Origin of the sequence: Citrobacter sp. wls613, assembly GCF_005281195.1 — a bacterium.
Taxonomy (GTDB): domain Bacteria; phylum Pseudomonadota; class Gammaproteobacteria; order Enterobacterales; family Enterobacteriaceae; genus Citrobacter; species Citrobacter gillenii.
This window is the reverse complement of the sequence record NZ_SZXN01000065.1, coordinates 1-24,305: the sequence shown is the minus strand read 5'-3', so window position 1 is coordinate 24,305 and position 24,305 is coordinate 1. Positions and strand designations below refer to the sequence as shown.

Annotated in this window: 21 protein-coding genes and 1 other RNA gene; 10 read left to right on the top strand and 12 right to left on the bottom strand. The window is 52.7% G+C overall.

All coding sequences use genetic code 11. From position 1 onward, the window contains the following. Positions 1-49: 49 nt before the first annotated feature. From sufE to FDX01_RS14905, 7 genes are all read right to left on the bottom strand, one after another. On the bottom strand, positions 50-466 hold the full coding sequence (gene sufE, locus FDX01_RS14935; RefSeq protein ID WP_115258627.1) for a cysteine desulfuration protein SufE: 417 nt from the start codon (positions 464-466) through the stop codon (positions 50-52). 12 nt (positions 467-478) lie between these two features. Continuing rightward, positions 479-1,699, bottom strand: a complete 1,221-nt coding sequence (sufS, locus tag FDX01_RS14930; protein WP_137400044.1) for a cysteine desulfurase SufS — start codon at positions 1,697-1,699, stop codon at positions 479-481. After that, on the bottom strand, positions 1,696-2,967 hold the full coding sequence (gene sufD / locus FDX01_RS14925; protein WP_137400043.1) for a Fe-S cluster assembly protein SufD: 1,272 nt from the start codon (positions 2,965-2,967) through the stop codon (positions 1,696-1,698). The genes sufS and sufD overlap by 4 nt, the downstream gene beginning before the upstream one ends. Continuing rightward, complete coding sequence (sufC, locus tag FDX01_RS14920; RefSeq protein ID WP_115258630.1) at positions 2,942-3,688, bottom strand: Fe-S cluster assembly ATPase SufC; 747 nt, start codon at positions 3,686-3,688, stop codon at positions 2,942-2,944. The genes sufD and sufC overlap by 26 nt, the downstream gene beginning before the upstream one ends. Before the next feature lie 16 nt (positions 3,689-3,704). Continuing rightward, the gene (sufB, locus tag FDX01_RS14915; protein ID WP_096757217.1) at positions 3,705-5,192 is read right to left on the bottom strand and encodes a Fe-S cluster assembly protein SufB; all 1,488 of its coding nucleotides are present in this window, start codon (positions 5,190-5,192) and stop codon (positions 3,705-3,707) included. Between the two features lie 8 nt (positions 5,193-5,200). Further along, the gene (gene sufA, locus FDX01_RS14910) at positions 5,201-5,569 is read right to left on the bottom strand and encodes a Fe-S cluster assembly scaffold SufA (protein WP_135912125.1); all 369 of its coding nucleotides are present in this window, start codon (positions 5,567-5,569) and stop codon (positions 5,201-5,203) included. 497 nt (positions 5,570-6,066) lie between these two features. Next, positions 6,067-6,942, bottom strand: coding sequence for a LysR family transcriptional regulator (locus tag FDX01_RS14905; RefSeq protein ID WP_115258632.1), 876 nt, complete (start codon positions 6,940-6,942; stop codon positions 6,067-6,069). A 122-nt stretch (positions 6,943-7,064) separates the two neighbouring features. On the opposite strand from FDX01_RS14905, the gene FDX01_RS14900 reads away from it, so the two are divergent. After that, positions 7,065-7,916 carry a Vmh family MBL fold metallo-hydrolase gene (locus FDX01_RS14900; protein ID WP_135912126.1) on the top strand — a complete coding sequence of 284 codons (852 nt, stop codon included), beginning with the start codon at positions 7,065-7,067 and terminating at the stop codon, positions 7,914-7,916. Between the two features lie 68 nt (positions 7,917-7,984). Here the strand turns inward: FDX01_RS14900 and FDX01_RS14895 are convergent, their stop codons facing one another. The 3 genes from FDX01_RS14895 to FDX01_RS14885 all read right to left on the bottom strand — a co-directional run bounded on the left by FDX01_RS14895 (position 7,985) and on the right by FDX01_RS14885 (position 11,714). Next, positions 7,985-8,173 (bottom strand): YdiH family protein, encoded by a 189-nt coding sequence (locus tag FDX01_RS14895; protein ID WP_137400042.1) that lies wholly within the window; start codon positions 8,171-8,173, stop codon positions 7,985-7,987. 77 nt (positions 8,174-8,250) lie between these two features. Beyond that, positions 8,251-8,661 (bottom strand): 1,4-dihydroxy-2-naphthoyl-CoA hydrolase, encoded by a 411-nt coding sequence (gene menI / locus FDX01_RS14890; RefSeq protein ID WP_096757221.1) that lies wholly within the window; start codon positions 8,659-8,661, stop codon positions 8,251-8,253. After that, positions 8,658-11,714: an FAD-binding and (Fe-S)-binding domain-containing protein gene (locus FDX01_RS14885; RefSeq protein WP_137400041.1), complete on the bottom strand. Its 3,057-nt coding sequence runs from the start codon at positions 11,712-11,714 to the stop codon at positions 8,658-8,660. The genes menI and FDX01_RS14885 overlap by 4 nt, the downstream gene beginning before the upstream one ends. Positions 11,715-11,927: 213 nt before the next feature. Here FDX01_RS14885 and ydiK point away from each other — a divergent pair, with 213 nt between their 5' ends. Next, on the top strand, positions 11,928-13,037 hold the full coding sequence (gene ydiK / locus FDX01_RS14880; RefSeq protein ID WP_115258636.1) for an AI-2E family transporter YdiK: 1,110 nt from the start codon (positions 11,928-11,930) through the stop codon (positions 13,035-13,037). A gap of 185 nt (positions 13,038-13,222) precedes the next feature. Next, positions 13,223-13,330, top strand: an RNA gene (rprA, locus tag FDX01_RS14875) — antisense sRNA RprA. Between the two features lie 3 nt (positions 13,331-13,333). Here rprA and FDX01_RS14870 read toward each other — a convergent pair. Further along, positions 13,334-15,709 carry a glycoside hydrolase family 3 N-terminal domain-containing protein gene (locus tag FDX01_RS14870; RefSeq protein WP_137400040.1) on the bottom strand — a complete coding sequence of 792 codons (2,376 nt, stop codon included), beginning with the start codon at positions 15,707-15,709 and terminating at the stop codon, positions 13,334-13,336. Between the two features lie 272 nt (positions 15,710-15,981). Here FDX01_RS14870 and FDX01_RS14865 point away from each other — a divergent pair, with 272 nt between their 5' ends. The 7 genes from FDX01_RS14865 (at position 15,982) to FDX01_RS14835 (ending at position 23,670) form a co-directional block, all read left to right on the top strand. Beyond that, positions 15,982-16,338, top strand: a complete 357-nt coding sequence (locus FDX01_RS14865; protein WP_137400159.1) for a YdiL family protein — start codon at positions 15,982-15,984, stop codon at positions 16,336-16,338. 47 nt (positions 16,339-16,385) lie between these two features. After that, on the top strand, positions 16,386-17,597 hold the full coding sequence (locus FDX01_RS14860; protein WP_137400039.1) for an MFS transporter: 1,212 nt from the start codon (positions 16,386-16,388) through the stop codon (positions 17,595-17,597). A gap of 239 nt (positions 17,598-17,836) precedes the next feature. Beyond that, positions 17,837-19,072 (top strand): MFS transporter, encoded by a 1,236-nt coding sequence (locus FDX01_RS14855; RefSeq protein ID WP_137400038.1) that lies wholly within the window; start codon positions 17,837-17,839, stop codon positions 19,070-19,072. Positions 19,073-19,093: 21 nt separating this feature from the next. Then, positions 19,094-19,960: a quinate/shikimate dehydrogenase gene (gene ydiB, locus FDX01_RS14850; protein ID WP_137400037.1), complete on the top strand. Its 867-nt coding sequence runs from the start codon at positions 19,094-19,096 to the stop codon at positions 19,958-19,960. A gap of 35 nt (positions 19,961-19,995) precedes the next feature. After that, positions 19,996-20,754 carry a type I 3-dehydroquinate dehydratase gene (gene aroD, locus FDX01_RS14845; RefSeq protein WP_096757228.1) on the top strand — a complete coding sequence of 253 codons (759 nt, stop codon included), beginning with the start codon at positions 19,996-19,998 and terminating at the stop codon, positions 20,752-20,754. Between the two features lie 155 nt (positions 20,755-20,909). Then, on the top strand, positions 20,910-22,505 hold the full coding sequence (locus tag FDX01_RS14840; RefSeq protein WP_137400036.1) for an acyl CoA:acetate/3-ketoacid CoA transferase: 1,596 nt from the start codon (positions 20,910-20,912) through the stop codon (positions 22,503-22,505). 13 nt (positions 22,506-22,518) lie between these two features. Beyond that, positions 22,519-23,670 carry an acyl-CoA dehydrogenase gene (locus FDX01_RS14835; RefSeq protein WP_115258643.1) on the top strand — a complete coding sequence of 384 codons (1,152 nt, stop codon included), beginning with the start codon at positions 22,519-22,521 and terminating at the stop codon, positions 23,668-23,670. Positions 23,671-23,723: 53 nt separating this feature from the next. Here the strand turns inward: FDX01_RS14835 and FDX01_RS14830 are convergent. Next, positions 23,724-24,305 (bottom strand): AraC family transcriptional regulator (locus FDX01_RS14830; RefSeq protein ID WP_137400035.1); only part of this gene is annotated, 582 nt, incomplete at its 5' end.

Here is a 24,305-nt window from a genome sequence, read left to right as displayed (position 1 = left end):
CTGCTCAGCGTTATCTTGCAAGGTTTGCCGGATAACGTGTTTTATCAGTTTAGCTAAGAGTTGCCGCTTGCGTACGAATAGCGCGAATCATCGCTTCCAGCCCCTGTGAACGCGATGGCGTGAGATGTTGCGTCAGTGCCATTTTCTCGAACCACGGACGCACATCAAAACGCACAATATCTTCGGCAGTCATTCGATCATATAAAATGAATACCACAGCAATCAGTCCTTTCACAATTGCCGCATCACTGTCGCCCTGTAATTCAATAATTCCGTCAGCATTCTGACGCATTGTTATCCATACCTGACTCTGACAGCCCTGAATACTATTTTTCTCACAGCGATCATCAGCATTTAATTCTGGTAAACGCTGACCTAATTCAATGATATACAGATACTTCTCTTCCCAGTTCGCGCAGCGCAGAAAATTACGCAACAACTTTTCTTTATCCGGTAGCGCAGCCATACCCCCTCCCTGTTATCCCAATAAGTGATGAATACGTTTAAGTCCCGTTACCAGTCGATCCACCTCTTCCTGAGTGTTGTACATGGCAATCGAAGACCGGCACATCGCAGGGACGTTATAATATGCCATCAACGGCATGGCGCAGTGGTGCCCGGTGCGTACGGCAATACCGTAGTTATCAAGAAAACTACCCACGTCGTAGGCGTGGTGTTTACCGAGGTTAAACGCGATGACGCCCAGACGCGCCTGCGGACCGTACAACGTCAGATCCGGCACACTGGCCAGCTGTTCTAGCGCGTAGCACATCATGAACTGCTCGTACTCGCTGATGTTATCCAGACCCAGCGCACTCACATATTCAATGGCAGCGCCCAGGCCGATAATACCGCCGGTATTGGGCGTTCCCGCTTCAAAACGCCACGGCGCTTTCGTCCAGGTGGTTCCCTGGCTCAGGCTAACCGTTGCTATCATTGAGCCCCCGCCTTCCCAGGGCGGCATCTCCTGCAACAGCGACTCACGGGCATACAGCACGCCAATGCCGGTGGGTCCATACAGCTTATGGGCGGAGAAGACATAAAAATCGCAATCCAGCGCCTGCATGTCTACTTTATGGTGCATCACCGCCTGCGCGCCATCGACCAGCACTTTTGCCCCGTGCTGATGCGCCAGCGCAATCATCTCTGCTAACGGGTTTTCGGTACCCAGCACGTTGGATACATGGGTAATCGCCAGCAGTTGGGTGCGTTCGTCGAACAGAGTTGGCAGAGTATCCAACTGCAAGGTGCCATCAGCATTCAGGGGGATGACACGCAGCTCAGCACCCACGCGGGCACACAGCATCTGCCATGGCACGATGTTGGCGTGGTGTTCCATCTCACTGATGATGATGTTATCCCCCGCCCGCACATTGCTGGTGCCCCAACTGTTGGCTACCAGATTAATGCCCTCGGTCGTGCCACGCACAAATACCAGTTCTTCAGCGGAGCGGGCATTAATAAACAGCGACGCCAGCTTACGCACATTCTCCATTTTTTCCGTCGCCTGGGCGCTTAGGGTATGAATACCACGGTGAACCGCCGCATAGCCATGGCGGTAAAACTCAGCTTCGGCATCAATCACCTGATTCGGCTTTTGCGCGCTGGCAGCGCTGTCCAGATACGCCAGCGGCAGGCCGTTCACTTCACGGGTCAGGACCGGAAAGTCGGCCCGCACTTTTTCAATCGGAAATGTCATGCTACGCCTCCCGGCAGACGTTGGGCTATACGCGCCAGAACCTGTTGTTTAAGCGTTTCATCGCTCAGGGCTTCCGTCAGCTCAGCGGCAAACGCATAGAGAATCATCTGTTGAGCATCCTGCTGGCCGATCCCACGCGAGCGCAGATAGAACATCTGCTCATCGTCGATCCGCCCTACCGTCGCGCCGTGGCTGCATTTCACGTCATCGGCATAGATTTCCAGTTGCGGTTTGGTGTCCACTTCCGACAGCTTACCGAGCAGCAAATTATTGTTCGTCATCTGTCCGTCGGTTTTAATCGCGTGCTGCGCCACGTTGATCAGACCATTGAACACCGCCCGACCTTTATCGCTGACGATGGTTTTATGCAGTTGGCGGCTGTTGCAATAGCCTTTGTTATGCTCAAGCCAGGTGCGGGTATCGCAGACTTCGTTTTTCACCGGCATCGCCAGACTGTTAATCCGCAGCGTGGTGTTTTCGCCGTTCAGTTGGGTGCTGGTGTTATGGCGCAACACCGCGTCGCCGAGCAAAAAGCTGTGGCTTACCGCCGTAGCATCTGCGCCCAACTGAATGTCGTTATGGGCGAAGTGATGGCTGTTCGGGTTCTCAAACGCCAGCTTGATATGCTGCAAGTGGGCATTGGCCGCCACGTTCATCGTAACGCGCGCGCCGGTAAAGTGCTTCAGCGCATTGAGGCTGACAAAATGTTCGATGAGGGTGGCTTCTGCGCCCTCCGCCAGTTCAAGGTGGTGGCGATAATGCGCGGTATTGACGTCATCGCCCGCCACTCCCTGGGTGATGTGCATCAACAGTAGCGGTTTCGCCGGGCGCTGATTACGCTTCACCTTGATATGCGTCACACTGCGCGACAGGCTTTCCGTCAGATGCAGAAAAACCTCTGGCTGAATCGGTGCCGGTAGCGACAGGTGCGCATCGTCAACAGTAATGTCAAAGCCGCTACCGTCCGTGCTGTCGCTAAGCGCTTCGCAGAATTGCCCGTCGACAAACACCAGACGCACAGCATCAATGCCAGTGGCTAACGCCTCGCACTGCGCCGGGGTTATCGCGGCAAGATGACTAACAAACTGGCTACTGGTTAATCCTTCCAGCGGCGTGTATTTCCAGTCTTCATGCTTACGCGTAGGCAGCCCAAGACGCAGCATCTGCTGTAAGTGCTGCTGCGCGTGCTGCGAGCGGGTTTCGCCCTGTGACTCAAACAAGTGATGCCACTGCTGCAGCACATTACTGCTGTTCACTAAGCCAGCCATATCCTTGCTCCTCCAGCTGTTTAACCAGCGTGAAATCGCCGGACTTAACAATGCGTCCCTGATACAAAACATGGACGTAATCGGGTTTGATATAGTCGAGGATGCGCTGATAGTGGGTGACAATAATGAATGAACGCTTGCCGTCGCGCAGCGAATTGACGCCATCAGCGACAATTTTTAGTGCATCAATATCCAACCCCGAATCAGACTCGTCGAGAATGCACAGCTGAGGCTCCAGCACCGCCATCTGCAAAATATCATTGCGTTTTTTCTCACCGCCGGAGAAACCGACGTTTACCGAGCGGGTGAGCAAATCCTCCGGCATTTTCAACAGCGCGATTTTCTCCTCCATCAAATCCTGGAAGTCGAATCGATCCAGCGCGTCTTCGCCACGGTAACCGCGCACTGCATTAAGCGCGGTTTGCAGGAAAAACTGATTGCTGACGCCGGGAATTTCCACTGGGTATTGAAACGCCATAAAGATGCCTTCACCGGCCCGGTCTTCCGGCGACAGTTCCAGTAAATCTTTACCGTTAAATTCCACCGTTCCCCCGGTGACGGCATAATCATCACGCCCGGCCAATGTTGCCGACAGCGTGCTTTTTCCTGAACCGTTCGGTCCCATAATGGCGTGAACTTCACCCGGGCGGACCTCCAGGCTCAGCCCGCGCAGGATCGCCTTCTCTTCGACGCTGACCTGTAAATCTTTAATGCTTAACATGTGCTTTCCTTAAATTTTAACCGACGCTGTGTTCAAGGCTGATGGCGAGAAGTTTTTGCGCTTCAACAGCGAACTCCAGCGGCAGTTCAGAGAACACGTCTTTACAGAACCCGTTGACGATCATCGAGATGGCGTCTTCTTCGCTGATACCGCGCTGCAGACAGTAGAACAGCTGGTCTTCACCAATACGTGAGGTGGTGGCTTCGTGTTCAAGCTGGGCGCTGTTGTTGCGACACTCTACGTACGGGAAGGTGTGCGCCCCGCAGTCCGCACCAATCAGCATCGAGTCACACTGGGTATAGTTACGGGCGTTGGTGGCCGTCGGCATGATTTTTACCAGGCCGCGATAGCTGTTCTGGCTGTGCCCGGCGGAGATCCCTTTCGAGATAATGGTCGATTTGGTGTTCTTGCCGATGTGGATCATCTTGGTGCCGGTATCGGCCTGCTGATGACCGCTGGTCAACGCAACGGAGTAGAATTCGCCGATGGAGTTATCGCCGCGCAAAATACAGCTGGGGTATTTCCAGGTGATGGCCGAGCCAGTTTCCGACTGGGTCCACGACATTTTGCTGTTTTCGCCTTCACACAGTGCACGTTTGGTCACGAAGTTCAGAATGCCGCCGGTGTTGCCATCGCCAGGGAACCAGTTTTGCACCGTCGAGTATTTCACTTCAGCATCTTTGTGGATGATCACTTCCACCACCGCCGCGTGCAGCTGATAGCTGTCGCGCACCGGAGCAGAACATCCTTCAATGTAGCTGACGTAGCTGCCTTCGTCCGCCACCAGGATAGTGCGTTCAAATTGCCCGGTTTTTTCCGCATTAATACGAAAATAGGTGGAAAGCTCCATTGGGCAGCGTACGCCTTTCGGCACATAGATAAACGTACCGTCTGAGGCAACCGCCGCATTCAGCGCGGCAAAGAAATTGTCGTTGCCCGGCACCACCGTGCCGAGATATTTTTTCACCAGTTCCGGGTGATCATGAATGGCCTCACCGAACGAGCAGAAAATAATGCCTTGCTCAGCCAGCTTTTCACGATAGGTGGTCGCCACCGATACCGAGTCAAAAATGGCATCGACCGCCACTTCTCGCCCTTCACGTACCGGCACGCCAAGTTGTTCGAAAGCGTCCTCAACCTCTTTACTTAAAAACGCATTCGCGCCCGTTTGCTGTACCGCTCCCGGCTCGGAGGCGCAGGTCTCATCGCAGTTACCGCAGGAAGGTGCGGAGTAATAGCTGTAATCCTGATAATTCAGCTTATCGTAATGCGCTTTTAACCAGTGCGGCTCCTCCATCGTCAGCCACGCCTTAAACGCATCCAGGCGAAATGCCAGCATCCAGTCCGGTTCGTTGCGTTTCGCGGAAATCGCCCGCACGACCTCTTCATTGATGCCCTTCGCCAGTTCATCAGTTTTTAGTTGGGTGAAGAATCCCTCTTTATAATTGAGGTGTCCGCCAGCCCAGGTGTTGACATCGTCAGTTGCTTCAGTGTTACGCGACATAGTACCGCCTATACCCCAAAACTTTCGCCACAGCCGCATTCGTTCTGGGCTTTCGGGTTATGAAATTTAAATAACTGATTTAATCCTTCACGAACAAAATCGACTTCGGTTCCGTCAATAAACGGCATCGCCTGTAACGGCACATACAGCCTGGCGCCATCGGTTTCGAACACCAGATCGTCTTTTTCCGGTTGGCTGACGGTATCCAGCACATAGCCAAACCCCGCACATCCTGTTTGCTTCACGCCTAACCGCACGCCCAGCATATCGGGCTGTTTCGCCACCAGCTCACGAATATGCGCCGCTGCGGCTGACGTTAACGTCAACCCACGCCATGCAAAATCGTTCGGATTAAATGTTCCTGAATGCAATTCCATAGGGTTACCTCGAGTCATTAACCTGCACGCTACAACACCATGTTAGTGATAATGATTATCACTTCAACCCCTGATCAGCAGGGGCATTCGGGTTAACCGCCCTTTTTGGTTACTTTTATTAAGCATAGACCCTGCGGCGAGGGTTTACAGAGAGCGATTATTTTGTTCAATGCTTTGATAAATAATGGGTTACAAACCGTTAATCGTTCAGCAAGGTAAAACGCAAAAAGATGTATAGAAAATGTCTATTTAAGAGATAGGGGAAAGACGGAGAAATAGAGGTAACCGCGTGCAAAACGGCGCAGACAGACAATAAAAAACCCTTAAGGCTGCTCTATTAGCAGGCTTAAGGGTTCCGACCCCATCCGGCGCTTATCTCCGGCACTCACGATGGCTTAGCTCTTGAAGGGGCGATAAGAATAGTCTCACGACCTGACGCCGTGTTTTTAACACAAACTGCGGTTTGTCTGATTTACAGGCAGACGCAGCTCACATATTCAGACCAGAATCTCATGCAGGGCATCCAATAGCAGACGCAGCCCTGCCGGTTGATGCTCACGAGACAGGTATAAGCCGTAAATTGGCAGACGTCGCGGCTTGAGTTGGGGCAAAAGCCGGATCAACTGGCCGCGTGCCAGCCCTTCACGCGCCTCTTGTTCCGGCACCAGCGCAATACCCATACCAGCCAGCGCCGACTCACATAATAGCGCAGAGATCCCCGCGCTGAGATTTCCCTTTATCGCCACCGATACAGCGTTGCCCTGCTCATCATCAAAGTGCCATGATTTTCCGGCAAACCCGCTGTAGTAAAGGCAATTATGCTGGGCGAGACAGTCCAGGGTTTGCGGAATGCCATGCTGGCGCAGGTAGTCCGCAGAGGCGCATAACACCGACTCACAGTCACCCAGACGACGGGCGATAGTACCCGGTTCAGGATTATCCGTAATGCGGATCGCCGCATCAATACGTTCACCGACCAGGCTCACCGGTTGATTGTTAATCTCAACCTCAATGCGCAGTTCAGGGAAACGCGCCAGAAAAACGGGCAGTACCGGCGCCAAAATATGCATCGCAGTAAAATGCGCGCAAGCCACACGTAGCGTGCCGGAAGGAATCTCTGCTGCGCTGGCGGCGCTGATATCCAGCGACAGCTGCGCCAGCGAGCGCGTCTTCACTAACGCCTCTTCCCCCGCGGGCGTAATAGTCAGCCGACGCGATGAACGGTGGATTAACCTTGCACCCGCCCATTTTTCCATCTCGTCGAGGTAGCGACTGACCATCGGACGGGAAAGCCCCAGCGCGCGCGCCGCGGCGCTCAGGCTGCCCAAATCGCAGATGTGGTTAAACACCGTTGCCGCCATGACTCTGTCCATTGCATCCCATCCGATCGTTTTATGAAACTCAGCATGTCCTGATAGAGGAATTCTAACAGATATAAATATCCGTAAAATAAAGAACAAGAAAAAGACATTTCATCTGCAAAAGGTAATCCCCCATGAAAGTAAACGCCCTGGCCCTGCTGTTACCTCTGTTTGCCTCGCCGGTATTCGCCGCACCACTCCAGCTTGACGTCTACAATCCCCAGGAAAAAGCTATTTTCCCGGTATCCTCAACGCTGGTGTCCGGCCCGAAAGAGGCCATTTTATTTGATGCGCAATTCAGCACCAAAGACGGTGAAAAGCTGGCGCAGATGATTCGCAACAGCGGCAAAAAACTGCAGGCCATCGTGATCACCTCTGGCGATCCGGATTTTTATTTTGGTCTGCAGCCGATTGTTAACGCCTTTCCCGAGGTAAAGATTTTGGCAACACCGCACGTCGTGGAGCACATTCGTGCTACCAAAGATGCCAAACTGCAGTTTTGGGGCCCGCAGATGAAAGACGGCGCACCAACGACGCTCATCGTGCCGCAGGTCACGACGCAGACACGCTTTACCATTGATGGTGAAACGCTGGAACTGCGCCGCTCAAATGATTACGCGGCCTATGTCTGGATCCCGGCTAACCGGGCGATCCTCGGCGGCACCGGCGTGGCTTCCGGTATTCATGTCTGGACAGCGGACACACAATCTCCTGAACAGCGTCGCGCATGGCGTAACGTGCTGAGCGAAATGCAAACCTTACGCCCAACCGAGGTGATCCCTGGTCACTACATCGGCGAACGCCCGGCAGGCGATCAAGCGATCCGCTTCACCGGTGATTACTTGCACGCTTTTGAGCAGGCGCTGGGCGCAAAAAAAGGGTCTGCATATGTGATTAAAACGATGAAGGCGGCATGGCCAGGGCTTGCGGACGAAAGCTCGCTGGAGCTGAGTGCGAAGGTCAATACCGGAGAGATGAAATGGTAAACCCGATTTAAGGCAAAAAATAACCCCGAACAGGTGTCGGGGTTTTCATCACGATAAGCATACTGGAATCAATGAACGCCGTGCCGCCAGGCAAAATAGATTTCTTCTTTGAGTTCAGTCGAAGAAAGCGCCAGTAAATCAGCAAACTCCAGCTCTAATTGTTTCAGTCTTTTCAGGTACTGAGCCGGTGAAAGATCGCTGTTATCACGACGTATAAATTCTATTGCCAGTTGGGTCGGGTCTAATTGGGTAGACATATCATCCTCGCTTGTGTTCAAAACCTGCACAGTATAGCACCTTTCCCTGCGCAGATAATGACCAAACGCAACATGCGTCACAAAATAGCGGTCGTCAGACGCGATGTGCAACACAACCGTCCCTGCTCATCGAAGATTTCGATTTGCCAGACCTGATGACGAGAACCGGTATGCAGCGCGCTGCACACCCCTCTCACTCGCCCTTCCCGCGCGGAGCGGATATGGTTGGCATTGACCTCAAGACCCACCACTTTTTGATCACCTTGAGTGCATAAATACCCGGCCACCGAGCCAATGCTTTCGGCCAGCACCACCGACGCGCCACCGTGTAACAGGCCAAAAGGCTGTTTGGTCCGGTGATCCACCGGCATTGTGGCTTCCAGCGTATCGTCACCAATGTGCTCAAACCGAATATCAAGCAGACCAACCATATTTCCCTCACCCATGGCATTGAGCGCCTCGAGTGAAACTTCACGTTTCCAGATCATCCAATAATCTCCAGCAGTGCCTGTAATGGGTGGCGAACGCCCGTGCCTTCCATGCGTTTCACCTGGCTGCGACAAGAATATCCCGCAGCCAGACAGCGATTGCGCGGTAGTCTCTGCATCGCCTGATGCCATGATAGCTCATAGATGCCCAGCGAGTTCTGGTGATTCTTCACTTCATGACCGTACGTGCCCGCCATGCCGCAGCACCCGACACTGACGTTTTCCAGCTGCGCGCCAAATTTGGCAAAAATGGCCGCCCACTGCGCTGGCGCACCCGGCAGGGCCGTTACTTCGGTGCAGTGTCCAAAGAAATACCACGGCTCACCCGCAACAGCGGCAGGCTGCTGAGAGGCCAGGACAGTTGACAGCCACTCGTTCACCAACAGTACATGGAAGTCTCCACGCTGATCGCCAAGCGCCAGCTTGTATTCATCGCGATAGCACAATACCAGCGCCGGATCGACGCCGACCATTGGGATGTTCAACGTCGCCACCCGATTGAGAAATTCAGAGGTCTTTTTCGCCGTTTTGGCAAAACGGTTTAAGAAGCCCTTAATGTGCTGCGCCTTGCCATTAGGCGAGAACGGTAGCAGGACCGGCTGTAAACCGAGTTTTTCCACCAGGCGGATAAAATCAGCTACCACCTGCGCATCGTAATAGCTGGTGAACGGATCCTGGACCACCAGCACAGTGCGGGCTTTCTGTTCCTGACTCAATAGCTCGAGCTGTTCCAGCGTCATATTGGCGGAGCGGTGCCCGACCAGCTGACGTTGTAACGACGGCGCGGACAGTAGCGGCAAATCCACCATGCCAATATGCTTTTTGGCCAGCGTACGCACCAGCGGCTGGTTAATGAAGAAGTTGAATGTTTTTGGCGCACGCGCCATTAGCGGCGCATAGCTTTCGACGGTTGCCACCATGTGATCGCGCAGCGGGCGTAAATAACGCGTGTGGTACAGTTGCAGGAAGCGAGAGCGGAACTCCGGGACGTCAATTTTGATCGGGCACTGCGTGGAACACGCTTTACACGCCAGACAGCCGGACATCGCCTCTTTGACTTCGTGCGAGAAATCGTACTCCCCCTTGCGCGCATGCCAGCTGTTACGCGTGCGGGCAATTAACGTGCGCAAGCTGGCACCTTTTTCCGGTAACTCTTTTTCCAGACGAACCGGATCAATGCCGCGGTCAGCCAGCAGGCGTAACCATTCCCGTACCAGCGTTGCGCGTCCTTTGGGGGAGTGAATTCGGTTCATGCTGATTTTCATCGACGGGCACATGGGGCTGTTGGCATCGAAGTTAAAACATAACCCGTTGCCGTTACACTCCAGCGCCCCACGCCACTCCTGCCTTACGGCCAGTGGGATCTGGCGATCGTAGGTACCGCGTTTAACCGCATCGACCTTCATCATCGGCGCATCGACGCCTTCCGGTGGGCATATTTTGCCAGGATTCAGTCGGTTTTGCGGATCAAACGCCGACTTCACCTTGCGCAGTTCACTGTACAATTCATCGCCAAAGAAAGCCGGACTGTACTCCGCGCGGAATCCTTTGCCGTGTTCGCCCCACAGCAGGCCGCCGTATTTTGCCGTCAATGCCACCACGTCATCAGAAATGCGTTTCATCAGCACTTCCTGCTGCGGATCGCACATGTCCAGCGCAGGCCTGACGTGTAACACCCCGGCATCCACGTGACCAAACATGCCATAGCTCAGGCCGTGGCCGTCAAGCAGCGCGCGGAACTCCGCGATATAATCCGCCAGATGCTCAGGCGGTACGCAGGTATCCTCCGCGAACGGAATCGGCTTGGCGGCCCCTTTTGTATTACCCAGCAGACCGACGGCTTTTTTGCGCATCGCGTAGATACGCTCCACGCCCGCCAGCTCAGTACACAGCTGCCAGCCAATAACGCCAGCTTCCTGACGGGCAATTAAACCGTCCAGGCGTTCACACAACGCGCTGACCTGCTCATCAATCAATGCTTCGTCGTCACCGGCAAACTCGACGATATTCAGTCCCAACATCTCTTTATTCGGTACATCGGTAATCAGTTCGCTAACCGAATGCCAGACAATGTCTTCGCGTGCCAGATTCAGCACCCTGGAGTCCACGGTTTCTACCGACAGCGCGCGCGCGTCAACCATTACCGGGGCATTGCGCAAAGCGGAATCAAATGAGTCATATTTGACGTTGACCAGCCGCCGCACTTTCGGCAATGGCGTGATATCGAGGCGAGCCTCGGTAATAAATGCCAGCGTGCCCTCGGAACCGGTGAGGATGCGGGTTAAATCAAACTCGGTCATCTCATCGTTAAAGACGTGCCGCAGATCGTAGCCGGTTAAAAACCGATTCAGCTTCGGAAACTTATCCACGATCAGCTGACGATTTTCGCGGCAGCGCTGGTAAACGGTCTTATAGATGCGCCCGATGGTGGTATTGGTGTTACCGAGCATTTCAGCCAGTTCCACCGGCATCGGCTGCGTATCAAGGATATCGCCGCCCATCAGTACCGCACGTACGCCCAGTACGTGGTCGGAGGTTTTACCGTATACCAGCGAGCCCTGTCCGGACGCATCGGTGTTGATCATCCCGCCAAGCGTTGCCCGGTTACTGGTCGACAATTCTGGTGCGAAGAAATAGCCGTACGGCTTTAGATACTGGTTAAGCTGGTCTTTGATCACCCCGGCCTCGACCCGTACCCAACCCTCCTGCGGATTGATTTCAATAATGCGGCTCATATAACGGGACATATCCACGATAATGCCCTGATTCAGCGCCTGACCATTGGTACCCGTGCCGCCGCCGCGCGGGGTAAAAATCAACGAGGAAAAGAGAGGTTCTGCCGCCAGACGGGCGATCAGCGCCACATCCGCCGTTGAACGGGGAAAAACCACGGCATCAGGAAGAAGCTGATAAATGCTGTTATCTGTCGACATTGTCAGGCGATCGGCATAGCTCGTTGCCGTGTCGCCCGTAAACCCTTGCTGCTCCAGCGCCTGCAAAAAATTAAGCACCAGTTGAACGACACCAGGTGCCTGAGAAATTTGTGGAATCATTATAGTGACCCTTTCCTGCGGTCTGTGTTGTGAATTTAATCGTTTGCGTGTTGCTTTGTTTGTTGTATCACATTTTTTTCTAATACGCCCGGCAGATTTAAAGGCAGAATCTACCTGTTAAAAACCGCTGAAATTGCTCATCATTATAGGGTGGGGTTATAGCGTTCACGTCGCGTCAACGTCCTGACGTACAGAAAAGGTGAAAAAGTATTTATGGTAAATTTCCGTCAGCCCAGGGATATCGCACAAGTGCTGCTCTCGGTGCTGTTTTTAGCCATCCTGATTGTGGCCTGTTTGTGGATAGTGCAGCCCTTTATCCTTGGTTTTGCGTGGGCTGGAACCGTGGTCATTGCGACCTGGCCTATCTTGCTACGCATACAGAAATTGTTATGGGGACGCCGTTCTCTGGCCGTGCTGGTAATGACCCTGCTGCTGGTCCTTTTGTTTATCATTCCCATCGCGCTATTGGTCAACAGTATTGTTGATGGCAGCGGACCGTTGATCCATGCCGTAACCGCGGGCGATATGACGTTGCCGGACCTGGAGTGGCTGAACAGTATTCCATTAGTGGGCGCCAAAATTTATGGCGCATGGCACAGCCTGCTGGATATGGGCGGCGCGGCAATTATGGCCAAAGTGCGTCCTTATATCGGTTCCACAACGACCTGGTTTGTTGGTCAGGCCGCGCACATTGGTCGCTTTATGATGCACTGTGGCCTGATGCTGCTGTTCAGCGCCCTGCTCTACTGGCGCGGCGAGCAGGTGGCATTAGGGATTCGGCACTTCGCCTGTCGCCTGGCTTCTAAGCGTGGTGATGCTGCTATTTTGCTGGCGGCACAAGCGATCCGCGCGGTGGCATTGGGTGTGGTCGTCACCGCACTTGTACAGGCCGTCCTCGGGGGTATTGGTCTGGCGGTAACGGGTGTGCCGTACGCCACGCTGCTGGCGGTGTTGATGATCCTGTCCTGCCTGGTGCAGTTGGGTCCTCTACCGGTGCTGATCCCGGCCATTATCTGGCTGTACTGGACGGGGGACTCCACCTGGGGCACGGTGCTGCTGGTCTGGAGTGCCGTGGTCGGCACGCTGGATAACGTAATCCGCCCGATGCTGATTCGTATGGGCGCCGATTTACCGCTGATCCTCATCCTGTCGGGTGTCATCGGCGGGTTAATTGCCTTCGGCATGATTGGCTTGTTTATCGGCCCAGTGGTCCTGGCGGTATCCTGGCGTCTGTTCTCCGCTTGGGTGAACGAAGCCCCGGCGCCAGGTAACGATCCGGACGAAATCCTCGAAGAAATCGCTGAAATCGAAAACAACAAATAACCCTGACATCAGGCGGCATCGCCGCCTGATTGTTTAACGCTGCTTATTGATGCTTCAGCACTCATTGCCCCAATCCCACGCCTCCTGCCTTAAAACCTTCATTTGTGTCGCAATTTCTTTACAGTTTTTAAACTATTGAGATGAATCTGATCGACGTGAAAAATCGACATGCCTACTATTGTCTCAAGGCTTTAGATCAACACATTGATTTATAAGCATGGAAATCCCCTGAGTGAAACAACGAATTGCTGTGTGTAGTCTTTGCCCATCTCCCACGATGGGCTTTTTTTTAACATTTACTCGCAGCTCACCACGCAGCGGCTCATCATCTGCCAATTCTTCGGCATAATCTGTAGCGTACCAACCACATTGACCGTCGTGCTCGCCCAGATGTTCGCAGATGAATTCCCGACCATCAGGTCGAACTCGCCAGGTTCAACCACCCGTTTGCCATCCCGGCGGGTGAAGTTAAGCATATCCACCGGCACATAAAAGGTCAGCGTCGCGCGTGCACCGGGCTCCAGCGTGAGGCGCAGAAACGCTTTCAGCTCTTTAACGGGGCGTACCATCGAAGCCACTTTATCGTGGACATACACCTGCACCACTTCACTTCCCCTGCGCTCGCCACGGTTACTTAACCTTACCTGCAAAGCAATCTCGCCTTCCACCGGGACATCCTTCGCCAGCGGTGCTACCTCCTCACAGGCAAACTCGGTCCAGCCTTTGCCGTAGCCGAAGGGATAGCGAGATCCAAAGTGGAACGCAAACGGCGTTCCGCCGCTTTTCAGTTTGTGATTGTAGTAATAGGGCATAGCACCTGCGCTTTTCGGCACGCTAACCACCAGCCTGCCCAGCGGCTCAGCCCGTCCGGTCAGCACATCGGCAATAGCCCAGCCTCCTTCCTGACCTGGTGCCCAGGCCATTAACAGCCCGGCGACATTGTCCTCCAGCCCCTGCAGGTTGTATGGCCTGCCGCCTGTCATCACCACCACCACCGGTTTACCCGTCGCCACCAGAGCCTCCAGTAGTTGTTGCTGCACGCCCGGCAGAGTGAGGCTGTCGGTATCCGATCCTTCTCCCACCGTGCCGCACTGGAAAAGTCCGGCCAGATCGCCGACACAGACCACCACCACATCGTTGCGACGGGCGACGGCAACCGCTTCAGGAATCAAACGTTGGTCAGTGGAAACCGGGGAGGACTGCATCGGTTTGCCACTGCTGTCACCGGGAAACACCGGTGCGCCCGCCAACCGTTTCTCTATGATATGACAGCCCTTCGCATAGTCGATATGGTCATCGCCCAAATAGTGGCGCAGCGCGGACAGCGGGGTCGTCACCTGCACGGCGCTGTCGGCCATATCGCTGATGATCAGATGCACCGGGAAGCTGTAACCACTGAGCAGCGCCAGCGGATCGTCCGCTGTGGGGCCGATCACCGCAACGCGCGGTCTGCCCTGCAGCGGCAAAATACCGTTATTTTCCAGTAGCGTTATCGAGCACGTGGCAACATCACGCGCTGCCTTGCGTGCCTCATCGGACTGTAGGTCAATCGCGGACACATCGGTATACGGCTGTTCGAACAGGCCAAGACGGAATTTCTCCGTCAGGATGCGGGAGACAATCTCATCGACTTTGGTCATGGTTATCAGTCGACGCTCAACCGCCGTAGCTAAATGGTGGGCGCAGTCGTCTTTCGGCAACTCAACGTCCAACCCGGCATTAAAGGCCAGCGCTGCAGATTGCGCAGCATCATGCGACACGCCATGATGCTGATGCAGCAAACTCACACCACCGTAATCCGCCACAATAATCCCATCAAATCCCCATTGCTCGCGCAAAACGGTGGTTAACAGATAATTGTCACTGTGCCCCGGCTGGTTATCAATATCATGATAGGCAGGCATTACCGATCCGGCATTGGCCAATTTAACCGCCATCTCGAACGGCAGCAGGAAGGTATCGTTAAGCTCACAGAATCCCAGATGCACGGGCGCATGGTTGCGCGCACCTTCGCTGAACGAATGCCCGACATAATGCTTCAGCGTCGCTAGCACATCGCGTTTTTCGCCCTGTAAGTCCTGCACATAGGCACAGGCCATTACCCCCACTAGCCATGGATCTTCACCAAAGGTTTCTTCCGTCCTACCCCAGCGGACATCGCGTGAGACATCCAGCACCGGTGCCAGCCCCTGGCGGCATCCGGTTGAACGCGCCTCCAGGCCAATCTGCCTGGCGGCACGCTTGACCAGTTCAGGATCCCAGGTTGAACCGTAGTTCAGCGACGAGGGAAACAGGGTGGCATCTTTACATAACAACCCCACCAGGCACTCCTCATGAAACAGCGCGGGAATGCCCAGTCGCGTCTCTTCCACTAACATCTTTTGTAAACGATTCGCCGCCCGCACGCCCGTTTTTGCCTCAACGATATGGGTACCCAGCGGGCGCGTAATCTGTCCAACACCCATTCTCAGTCGCTCGGTGAGTGCCGCCTGACCGCTCACACCGGCAAACTCGTCACTCATGTCGCTGCGTTCCCGGTGGTCGCCCTTTTCAGATAGCACCAACCAGTAAGCATGCATTTGCGCGAACTTCTCTTCAGGTGTCATGCGCGCCAGCAAATCAGCCACGCGTTCGTGCACCGACCGTTTTGCATCCTTGTAAATACTCATCATTGTAACTCCCCTCTCTCCATCAACCATTGCTCTGACAAGTATCGAGAGGCGCGACAATGTGAACAATTGCGGAAATAGCCAGTGGAATTATGTTATTTAGTTAATGTGATCGGCCGCAAGGGGTGATTTACTCGCGACCTGAAAGGCCAATCCCCATCGTATTTACAGATCAATAACAAATAATATTGCACAAGATAGTGTGACTCTCTTCAAGTTGAAATATCCACAGTAATGTTATTACTACTCCACCGTTTTTATTAAGTGATGATATGATGAATGCATTCGAATTGCAGGCATTCCGCCACCTTTTTGCGCTATCGATTGAAGAAAGTGCGATTTATATTGCAGGTGATGGCAATGTTACCGCCTGGCAACAATGGGAAAATGGTGATCGTGATATACCAGAGATCATTGTGCAGCGCTGTGCAGAAATGAAAGCAAAGCGCAAATTGCGAATTAATGCCATCATCGAAAAAATCAACAATCGTATTGGTAATAATACGATGCGTTTTTTCCCCGACCTGATGTCTTTTCAGGCGGTGTATCACAACGATAATTTCCTCGACTGGAAAATTTATCAATCGACGGCTGTTGAACTCTATGCTCACGATCTCGAGCGTTTATGCTAAGAAACCGCGACGCCACACCCTTTAGCCTCTTCGCTGAGTAACACATTATGAAAAATACCTATTTCTCCACTGCGATAGGGCTGTACCTTAATTATCTGGTACATGGTATGGGGGTCATTTTGATGAGCCTCAATATGTCCTCACTGGAACAACAGTGGCAAACCAATGCGGCAGGCGTGTCGATTGTTATTTCTTCTCTCGGCATTGGTCGATTAAGCGTCTTATTACTGGCGGGTTTACTCTCCGATCGCTATGGGCGCAGGCCGTTTATCCTGCTCGGCATGACCTGCTATCTCTGTTTCTTCGTGGGTATTATCAATACGCACAATATTTACATTGCCTACGCGTTTGGTTTTTTAGCCGGGATGGCGAACAGTTTTCTCGATGCGGGAACATACCCCAGCCTGATGGAGGCATTTCCCCGCACACCCAGCACCGCGAATATTCTGATTAAAGCCTTTGTCTCCAGCGGCCAGTTCCTGTTGCCGATGTTCATCAGTCTGTTGGTGTGGGGTGAATGTTGGTTTGGCTGGTCCTTCCTGCTGGCGGCAGGCATCATGATTTCCAACGGCATATTTTTATTTCGCTGCCGATTTCCTGCGCATCCGGGACGCCAACCCACCGTCAAGGAAGCACCCGAAACAACGATGGCTACGCATCGTTGTTCCCTGATCGATCTTGGCAGCTACACCCTGTACGGCTACATCTCAATGGCCACCTTTTACCTGGTGAGCCAGTGGCTGGCTCAGTACGGTCAGTTTGTCGCTGGCATGTCCTATACGTTATCCATCAAGCTGTTGAGCGTTTACACGTGCGGTTCGCTACTGTGCGTGCTGATCACCGCCCCGCTGGCGAGGAAGGCCGAACGCGCACCGACGCTGTTAATGCTTTACACCTTCATCTCGTTTATTGCTCTGCTGGCGGTCTGCCTGCACCCTACACCAACGGTGGTGATCGCGTTTGCTTTTGTCATCGGTTTTTCATCTGCTGGCGGCGTGGTGCAAATCGGGCTAACGCTGATGGCGGCGCGCTTCCCGCATGCCAAGGGTAAAGCCACCGGGATCTATTACAGTGCGGGCAGTATTGCCACTTTCACCATTCCCTTGATTACGGCAAAACTCTCACAATCCAGCATTGCCCATATCATGTGGTTTGATACCGGCATGGCTGCCATCGGCTTCTTGCTGGCACTGTTCATTGGTTATCGCAGCCGCATGGCGACAAAGTATCCATTAAAAATGGCGCCACTCGCCGAATAGCACGGATGCAATATTGTTCCCCCCGTCTGCAAAATAATTTGCGGACTATTTAAAACAACAGCAAAACGGCAACAGGAAGAATTAATTTCACACTTTGCTATGCAATATACCTGGTCACTTAAGCGTCATGCTATGTAGGTACAGCATCCGTCACTCGGTATAGTAATGACATCATCATCGCAATCAATATTATTACGATGAAAACGAACCCTATTAAAACCTGCAAGGAGTTATGCGAAATGTCTCAGAGCAAGGCTTTTAATACGCCATTTCTTCTGGCAATAACCTGTATTTATCTCAGTTATTTCCTGCATGGCATTAGTGTCATTACGCTGGCACAAAACATGACTTCCCTGGCAGAGAAGTTTTCCACCGACAATGCGGGGATTGCCTATTTAATTTCCGATATCGGATTGGGCCGTCTGGTCAGTATTTTATTCTTTGGCGTACTCTCCGATAAATTTGGTCGTCGGGCCATTATCCTGTTAGGCGTCATTCTTTATATGCTGTTCTTCTTCGGTATTCCCGCCAGCCCAAATCTGATGATTGCTTTTATTCTGGCGGTTTGTGTGGGCGTCGCCAACTCCGCGCTGGATACCGGTGGCTATCCGGCGTTAATGGAGTGCTTCCCCAAAGCGTCCGGTTCGGCGGTTATTCTGGTGAAGGCGATGGTGTCTTTTGGGCAGATGATCTACCCGCTCGTTGTCAGCACCATGTTATTGAATCATATCTGGTACGGCTATGCCGTCATTGTCCCGGGCATCCTGTTCGTGGTGATTACCTTAATGCTGCTCAAGAGTCGCTTCCCCAGCCAAGTGGTGGACGCAGGCGTGGCGAAAGATCTGCCGCAGATGAACAGTAAGCCGCTGGTGTGGCTGGAAGGTGTGGCATCAGTGATGTTCGGCGTGGCCGCATTTTCAACCTTTTACGTCATTGTGGTGTGGATGCCGAAATACGCCATGGCTTTTGCCGGGATGGCCGAAGCCGACGCGCTGAAAACCATCTCTTACTACAGTATGGGTTCCCTGGTCTGCGTGTTTATTTTTGCTGCACTGCTGAAGAAATTAGTCCGTCCGATCTGGGCCAACGTCTTTAACGCCGGGCTGGCAACGATTACAGCAGCGGTTATCTATTTGTACCCCTCGCCGCTGGTTTGTAACGCAGGCTCATTTCTCATCGGGTTCTCTGCCGCTGGCGGTATTTTACAACTGGGCGTCTCGGTGATGTCGGAGTTCTTCCCGAAGAGCAAAGCCAAAGTCACCAGCGTTTATATGATGATGGGCGGCGTTGCTAACTTCATTATCCCGCTGATCACCGGATACCTGTCTAACATCGGCCTGCAATACATTATTTTGCTCGATCTGGTCTTTGCCCTGCTGGCATTTATCACGGCCATTATCGTCTTTATCCGTTACTACCGCGTATTTGATATACCCAAAAACGATGTGCGGTTGGGCGAACGTTATTTTCAATAAAGAGTTCACAAGGAGTTAAAAATGGATGTTACTGCAAAATATGAACTGATTGGCCTGATGGCCTACCCCATCAGACACAGCCTGTCGCCAGAAATGCAAAATAAGGCGCTGGAAAAAGCCGGACTGCCGTTTACCTATATGGCATTTGAAGTCGATAACACAACCTTTGCGGGTGCCATTGAAGGGTTGAAAGCGTTAAAGATGCGCGGTACCGGCGTCTCGATGCCCAATAAACAGCTGGCGTGCGAATATGTCGATGAATTAACCCCAGCCGCTAAACTGGTCGGTGCCATCAATACCATCGTCAATGACAATGGCTATCTTCGTGGCTACAACACCGACGGCACCGGCCATATTCGCGCCATTAAGGAAAGCGGCTTCGATATAAAAGGCAAAACCATGGTACTGTTGGGCGCGGGCGGTGCATCGACCGCGATCGGCGCACAGGCCGCCATTGAGGGCATTAAAGAGATTAAACTGTTTAACCGTCAGGATGATTTCTTTAGCAAGGCGCTTGAGTTCGCCAAACGCGTGAATGAAAACACCGACTGTGTGGTGACCGTTATCGTTCTGGCCGACCAACAGGCGTTCGCCGAGGCTCTGGCCAGTGCAGACATTTTGACCAACGGCACAAAAGTCGGCATGAAACCACTGGAAAACGAATCCATTGTTAGCGATGAATCGCTCCTACGCCCGGATCTGCTGGTAACCGAATGCGTCTACAATCCGCATATGACCAAGTTACTGCAGCAGGCGCAGCGTGCCGGTTGCAAAACCATTGATGGTTACGGCATGTTGTTATGGCAAGGTGCTGAGCAGTTCAAATTGTGGACCGGGAAAGATTTTCCGCTGGAATACGTTAAGCAGGTTATGGGGTTTGCCGCCTGACGGGCAACAATCTGTGAATTTTTAAAGGGTAATCAATGAAAACCGTAACCGTAAGAAACCTCGTGATTGGCGAGGGTGCGCCGAAGATCATTGTTTCGTTAATGGGTAAAGACATCGCCACGGTAAAAACCGAAGCGCTGGCCTACCGCGACGCGGACTTCGACATCCTGGAATGGCGTGTTGACCATTTTGCCGATGTCTCTTCCATTGACGCGGTGCTGGAAGCAGCCCGCACGATCCGCGACGTGATGAGCGATAAGCCGCTACTTTTCACCTTCCGCAGCGCCAAAGAAGGCGGTGAACAGGCGCTGTCTGTTGCAGACTATATTGCGCTTAACCGTGCGGCGGTGGATAGCGGGCTGGTGGATATGATCGATCTGGAGCTGTTCACCGGCGATGAACAGGTCAAAGCCACCGTCGAGCATGCGCACGCGAAGCAGGTCTTGGTGATTATGTCGAATCATGATTTCCACAAAACACCGGCTGCAGAAGAGATTATCCAGCGGCTGCGTAAAATGCAGGAACTGGGCGCAGATATCCCGAAAATTGCGCTGATGCCACAAAACAAGACGGATGTCCTGACGCTGCTTAGCGCTACGCTTGAGATGCAGGAGCACTACGCCGACCGCCCAATCATTACTATGTCGATGGCCAAAACCGGCGTAATTTCGCGACTGGCGGGTGAAGTTTTTGGTTCTGCGGCGACCTTTGGTGCGGTGAAAAAAGCCTCAGCGCCCGGGCAGATCTCGGTTTCCGATTTGCGCAGCGTACTGACCATTTTACATCAGGCTTAATAACAGAATATTTCTGTACTGTTTTAAATACCCCCCTGCCCTGTTATTCATATTATTTTGAATATCGGGCAGACGGTTAGTTATTTTTAAAATAAATAAATTTCTTTTATCGAATAAAACGATAGGCAGCCTCACGCCTGTAACCTGGAGTTTATATGAAACTTAACAGACCTGAACGTATTAACGGTCGGGTGCCGGTATTATCGGCAGCGGATGCAGTTGATTATATTCCTGATGAAGCCACGCTCTGCGTATTAGGCGCCGGCGGCGGTATTCTGGAGGCCACCACATTAATTAGCGCACTGGCCGAAAAATATAAAACCTGCCAAACTCCGCGTAATTTATCGCTAATTAGTCCGACGGGATTGGGCGATCGCGCCGACCGGGGTATTAGCCCGTTGGCACAAGAAGGATTGGTCAAATGGGCGCTATGCGGACATTGGGGGCAATCACCGCGCATTTCCGATTTAGCTGAACAAAATAAAATCGCCGCCTATAACTATCCTCAGGGCGTATTGACGCAAACGCTGCGTGCAGCCGCAGCCCACCAGCCGGGTATTCTGAGTGATATTGGGATCGGCACGTTTGTTGACCCCCGCCAGCAGGGCGGCAAGCTCAATGACGTAACCACCGACGATCTGATCAAACTGGTGGAGATAGACAACAAGGAGTACCTCTACTACAAGGCCATCGCGCCCACCATCGCCTTCATTCGCGCTACCACCTGTGACAGCGAAGGCTACGCCACTTTTGAGGATGAGGTGATGTACCTCGATGCGCTGGTGATTGCCCAGGCCGTGCATAACCACGGCGGCATCGTCATGATGCAGGTACAAAAAATGGTCAAGAAAGCCACCTTACACCCCAAAGCGGTGCGGATCCCGGGCTATCTGGTGGACATCGTGGTAGTTGACCCTGATCAGACCCAACTGTACGGCGGGGCGCCGGTTAACCGTTTTATTTCCGGCGACTTTGTCCTTGATGACAGCCAGCAAATCGCCCTGCCACTCAACCAGCGCAAACTGGTGGCCAGGCGCGCCCTGTTCGAAATGCGCAAAGGCGCGGTGGGTAACGTTGGGGTCGGTATCGCTGACGGTATTGGTCTGGTTGCTCGTGAAGAAGGCTGCGCCGACGACTTTATTCTGACGGTCGAAACCGGCCCAGTGGGAGGGATAACCTCGCAAGGCATTGCCTTCGGTGCCAACGTTAACACCCGTGCCATTATGGATATGACCACCCAGTTCGATTTCTACCACGGCGGCGGTCTGGATGTGTGCTATTTGAGTTTTGCTGAAGTGGACAGCCACGGCAACGTCGGCGTACATAAATTCAATGGCAAGATTATGGGCACCGGTGGATTTATCGATATTAGCGCCACTTCCAAGAAAATTATTTTCTGCGGCACACTCACTGCCGGAAGTCTGAAAACAGACGTCGCCGACGGCAAGCTGAATATTGTCCAGGAAGGTCGGGTGAAAAAATTCGTCAGTGAATTACCTGAAATAACCTTCAGTGGAAAAATTGCTCTCGAACGCGGATTAGAGGTGCGTTACATCACCGAACGTGCCGTCTTTACCTTAAAAGAGGATGGTCTCCATTTGGTAGAAATTGCCCCTGGTGTTTCTTTGCAAGACGATATTCTGGACAAAATGGATTTCGCCCCGGTTATTTCTCCTGAGTTAAAACTGATGGACGAAAGATTATTTATCAATACCCCCATGGGTTTTGTCTTGCCCGACGCAGCCAATTAAAAGGAGTACCCTAATGGACTTTTCGTTAACTGAAGAACAAGAGCTGCTGCTTGCCAGCATTCGCGAACTGATCACCAGCCATTTTCCGGAAGAATATTTCCGCACTTGCGATCAGACCGCCACCTACCCAAAAGAGTTTATGCGCGCCCTTGCGGATAACGGTATTTCGATGCTGGGCGTGCCGGAAGAGTTCGGCGGCATACCGGCAGATTATGTCACCCAGATGCTGGCGCTGATGGAAGTGTCAAAATGCGGCGCTCCGGCATTTTTAATCACTAACGGGCAGTGTATTCACAGCATGCTCCGTTTTGGTTCCGCCGAGCAGTTACGCAAAACGGCGGAAAGCACCATGGAAACCGGTGATCCCGCATATGCGCTGGCGTTAACCGAACCGGGTGCCGGATCTGACAACAACAGTGCCACCACCAGCTACACGCGAAAAAACGGCAAAGTGTATCTCAACGGGCAAAAAACGTTCATTACCGGTGCTAAAGAGTACCCGTACATGCTGGTACTGGCCCGCGACCCGGAGCCAAAAGATCCGAAGAAAGCCTTTACGCTGTGGTGGGTCGATTCCAGTAAACCGGGTATTAAGGTGAACCCGTTGCACAAGATCGGCTGGCACATGTTAAGCACCTGCGAAGTCTACCTCGACGACGTTGAAGTTGACGAAAGCGATAGGGTTGGTGAAGAAGGCATGGGCTTCCTCAACGTAATGTACAACTTCGAAATGGAGCGGCTGATCAACGCCGCACGCAGTACCGGCTTTGCCGAGTGTGCCTTCGAAGATGCCGCGCGTTATGCTAATCAACGAATTGCCTTCGGCAAGCCGATCGGCCACAACCAGATGATCCAGGAAAAACTGGCGTTAATGGCGGTTAAAATCGAAAACATGCGCAATATGGTGTTGAAGGTCGCCTGGCAGGCCGATCAGAAGCAATCACTGAGGACCAGCGCTGCGCTGGCAAAACTGTACTGCGCGCGTACGGCGATGGAAGTGATTGACGACGCGATTCAAATTATGGGAGGACTGGGGTATACCGATGAGGCTCGCGTGTCCCGCTTCTGGCGCGACGTACGCTGTGAGCGCATTGGCGGCGGCACGGATGAAATCATGATTTACGTTGCGGGCCGTCAGATCCTGAAAGATTACCAGAACAAGTAAGCGTTAATGGCCCGGTAGGCGTCAAACTTACCGGGCACGCAGAAAACCGCTAATTAGATCTCCGGCATCAGGCATTCCTGCTCAAGCAGATTGTTTTTAAATTGCTTGCGATACTCGCTGGGCGAGCAGCCTACGTGGCGCTGAAAGAGTTTGGCAAAGTGATCGACATTTTCATATCCCACTCGCCACGAAATTTCTGCCAGTGATGATTCGGTATTGGTCAGAGAAAATTTAGCCTCCGTCATTCGCCGCTGAATAACATAATTAATCGGTGAGATCCGATACTCTTTAGTAAATTCATGACAAATGTAACTAACGCTGGCGCGAAATTTTTTTGACAACTGTTCAAGTGTAATTTTTTCCCGAAAGTTGTTATTTAAATACACCAGCACATCTTTAATTAAGATATCTTTTTTAATATATCCCTGCTCCGAACGGTACGCATTTTTGAAATTTTCATAATACAGCACGGTTAACGCATAGGCGAAAGCTGCGTAAGCCGTCGAGGTCGGGTTATTTTTGCTTCGTGGCAGCATAATACTCAGTTCATTAAAAATACTTTTAATCACCTCCTTTCCCTGTCCGACGCTGATAACCGGGCACGGGTGATGCTGCCAACTTACTGATTTAGTGTA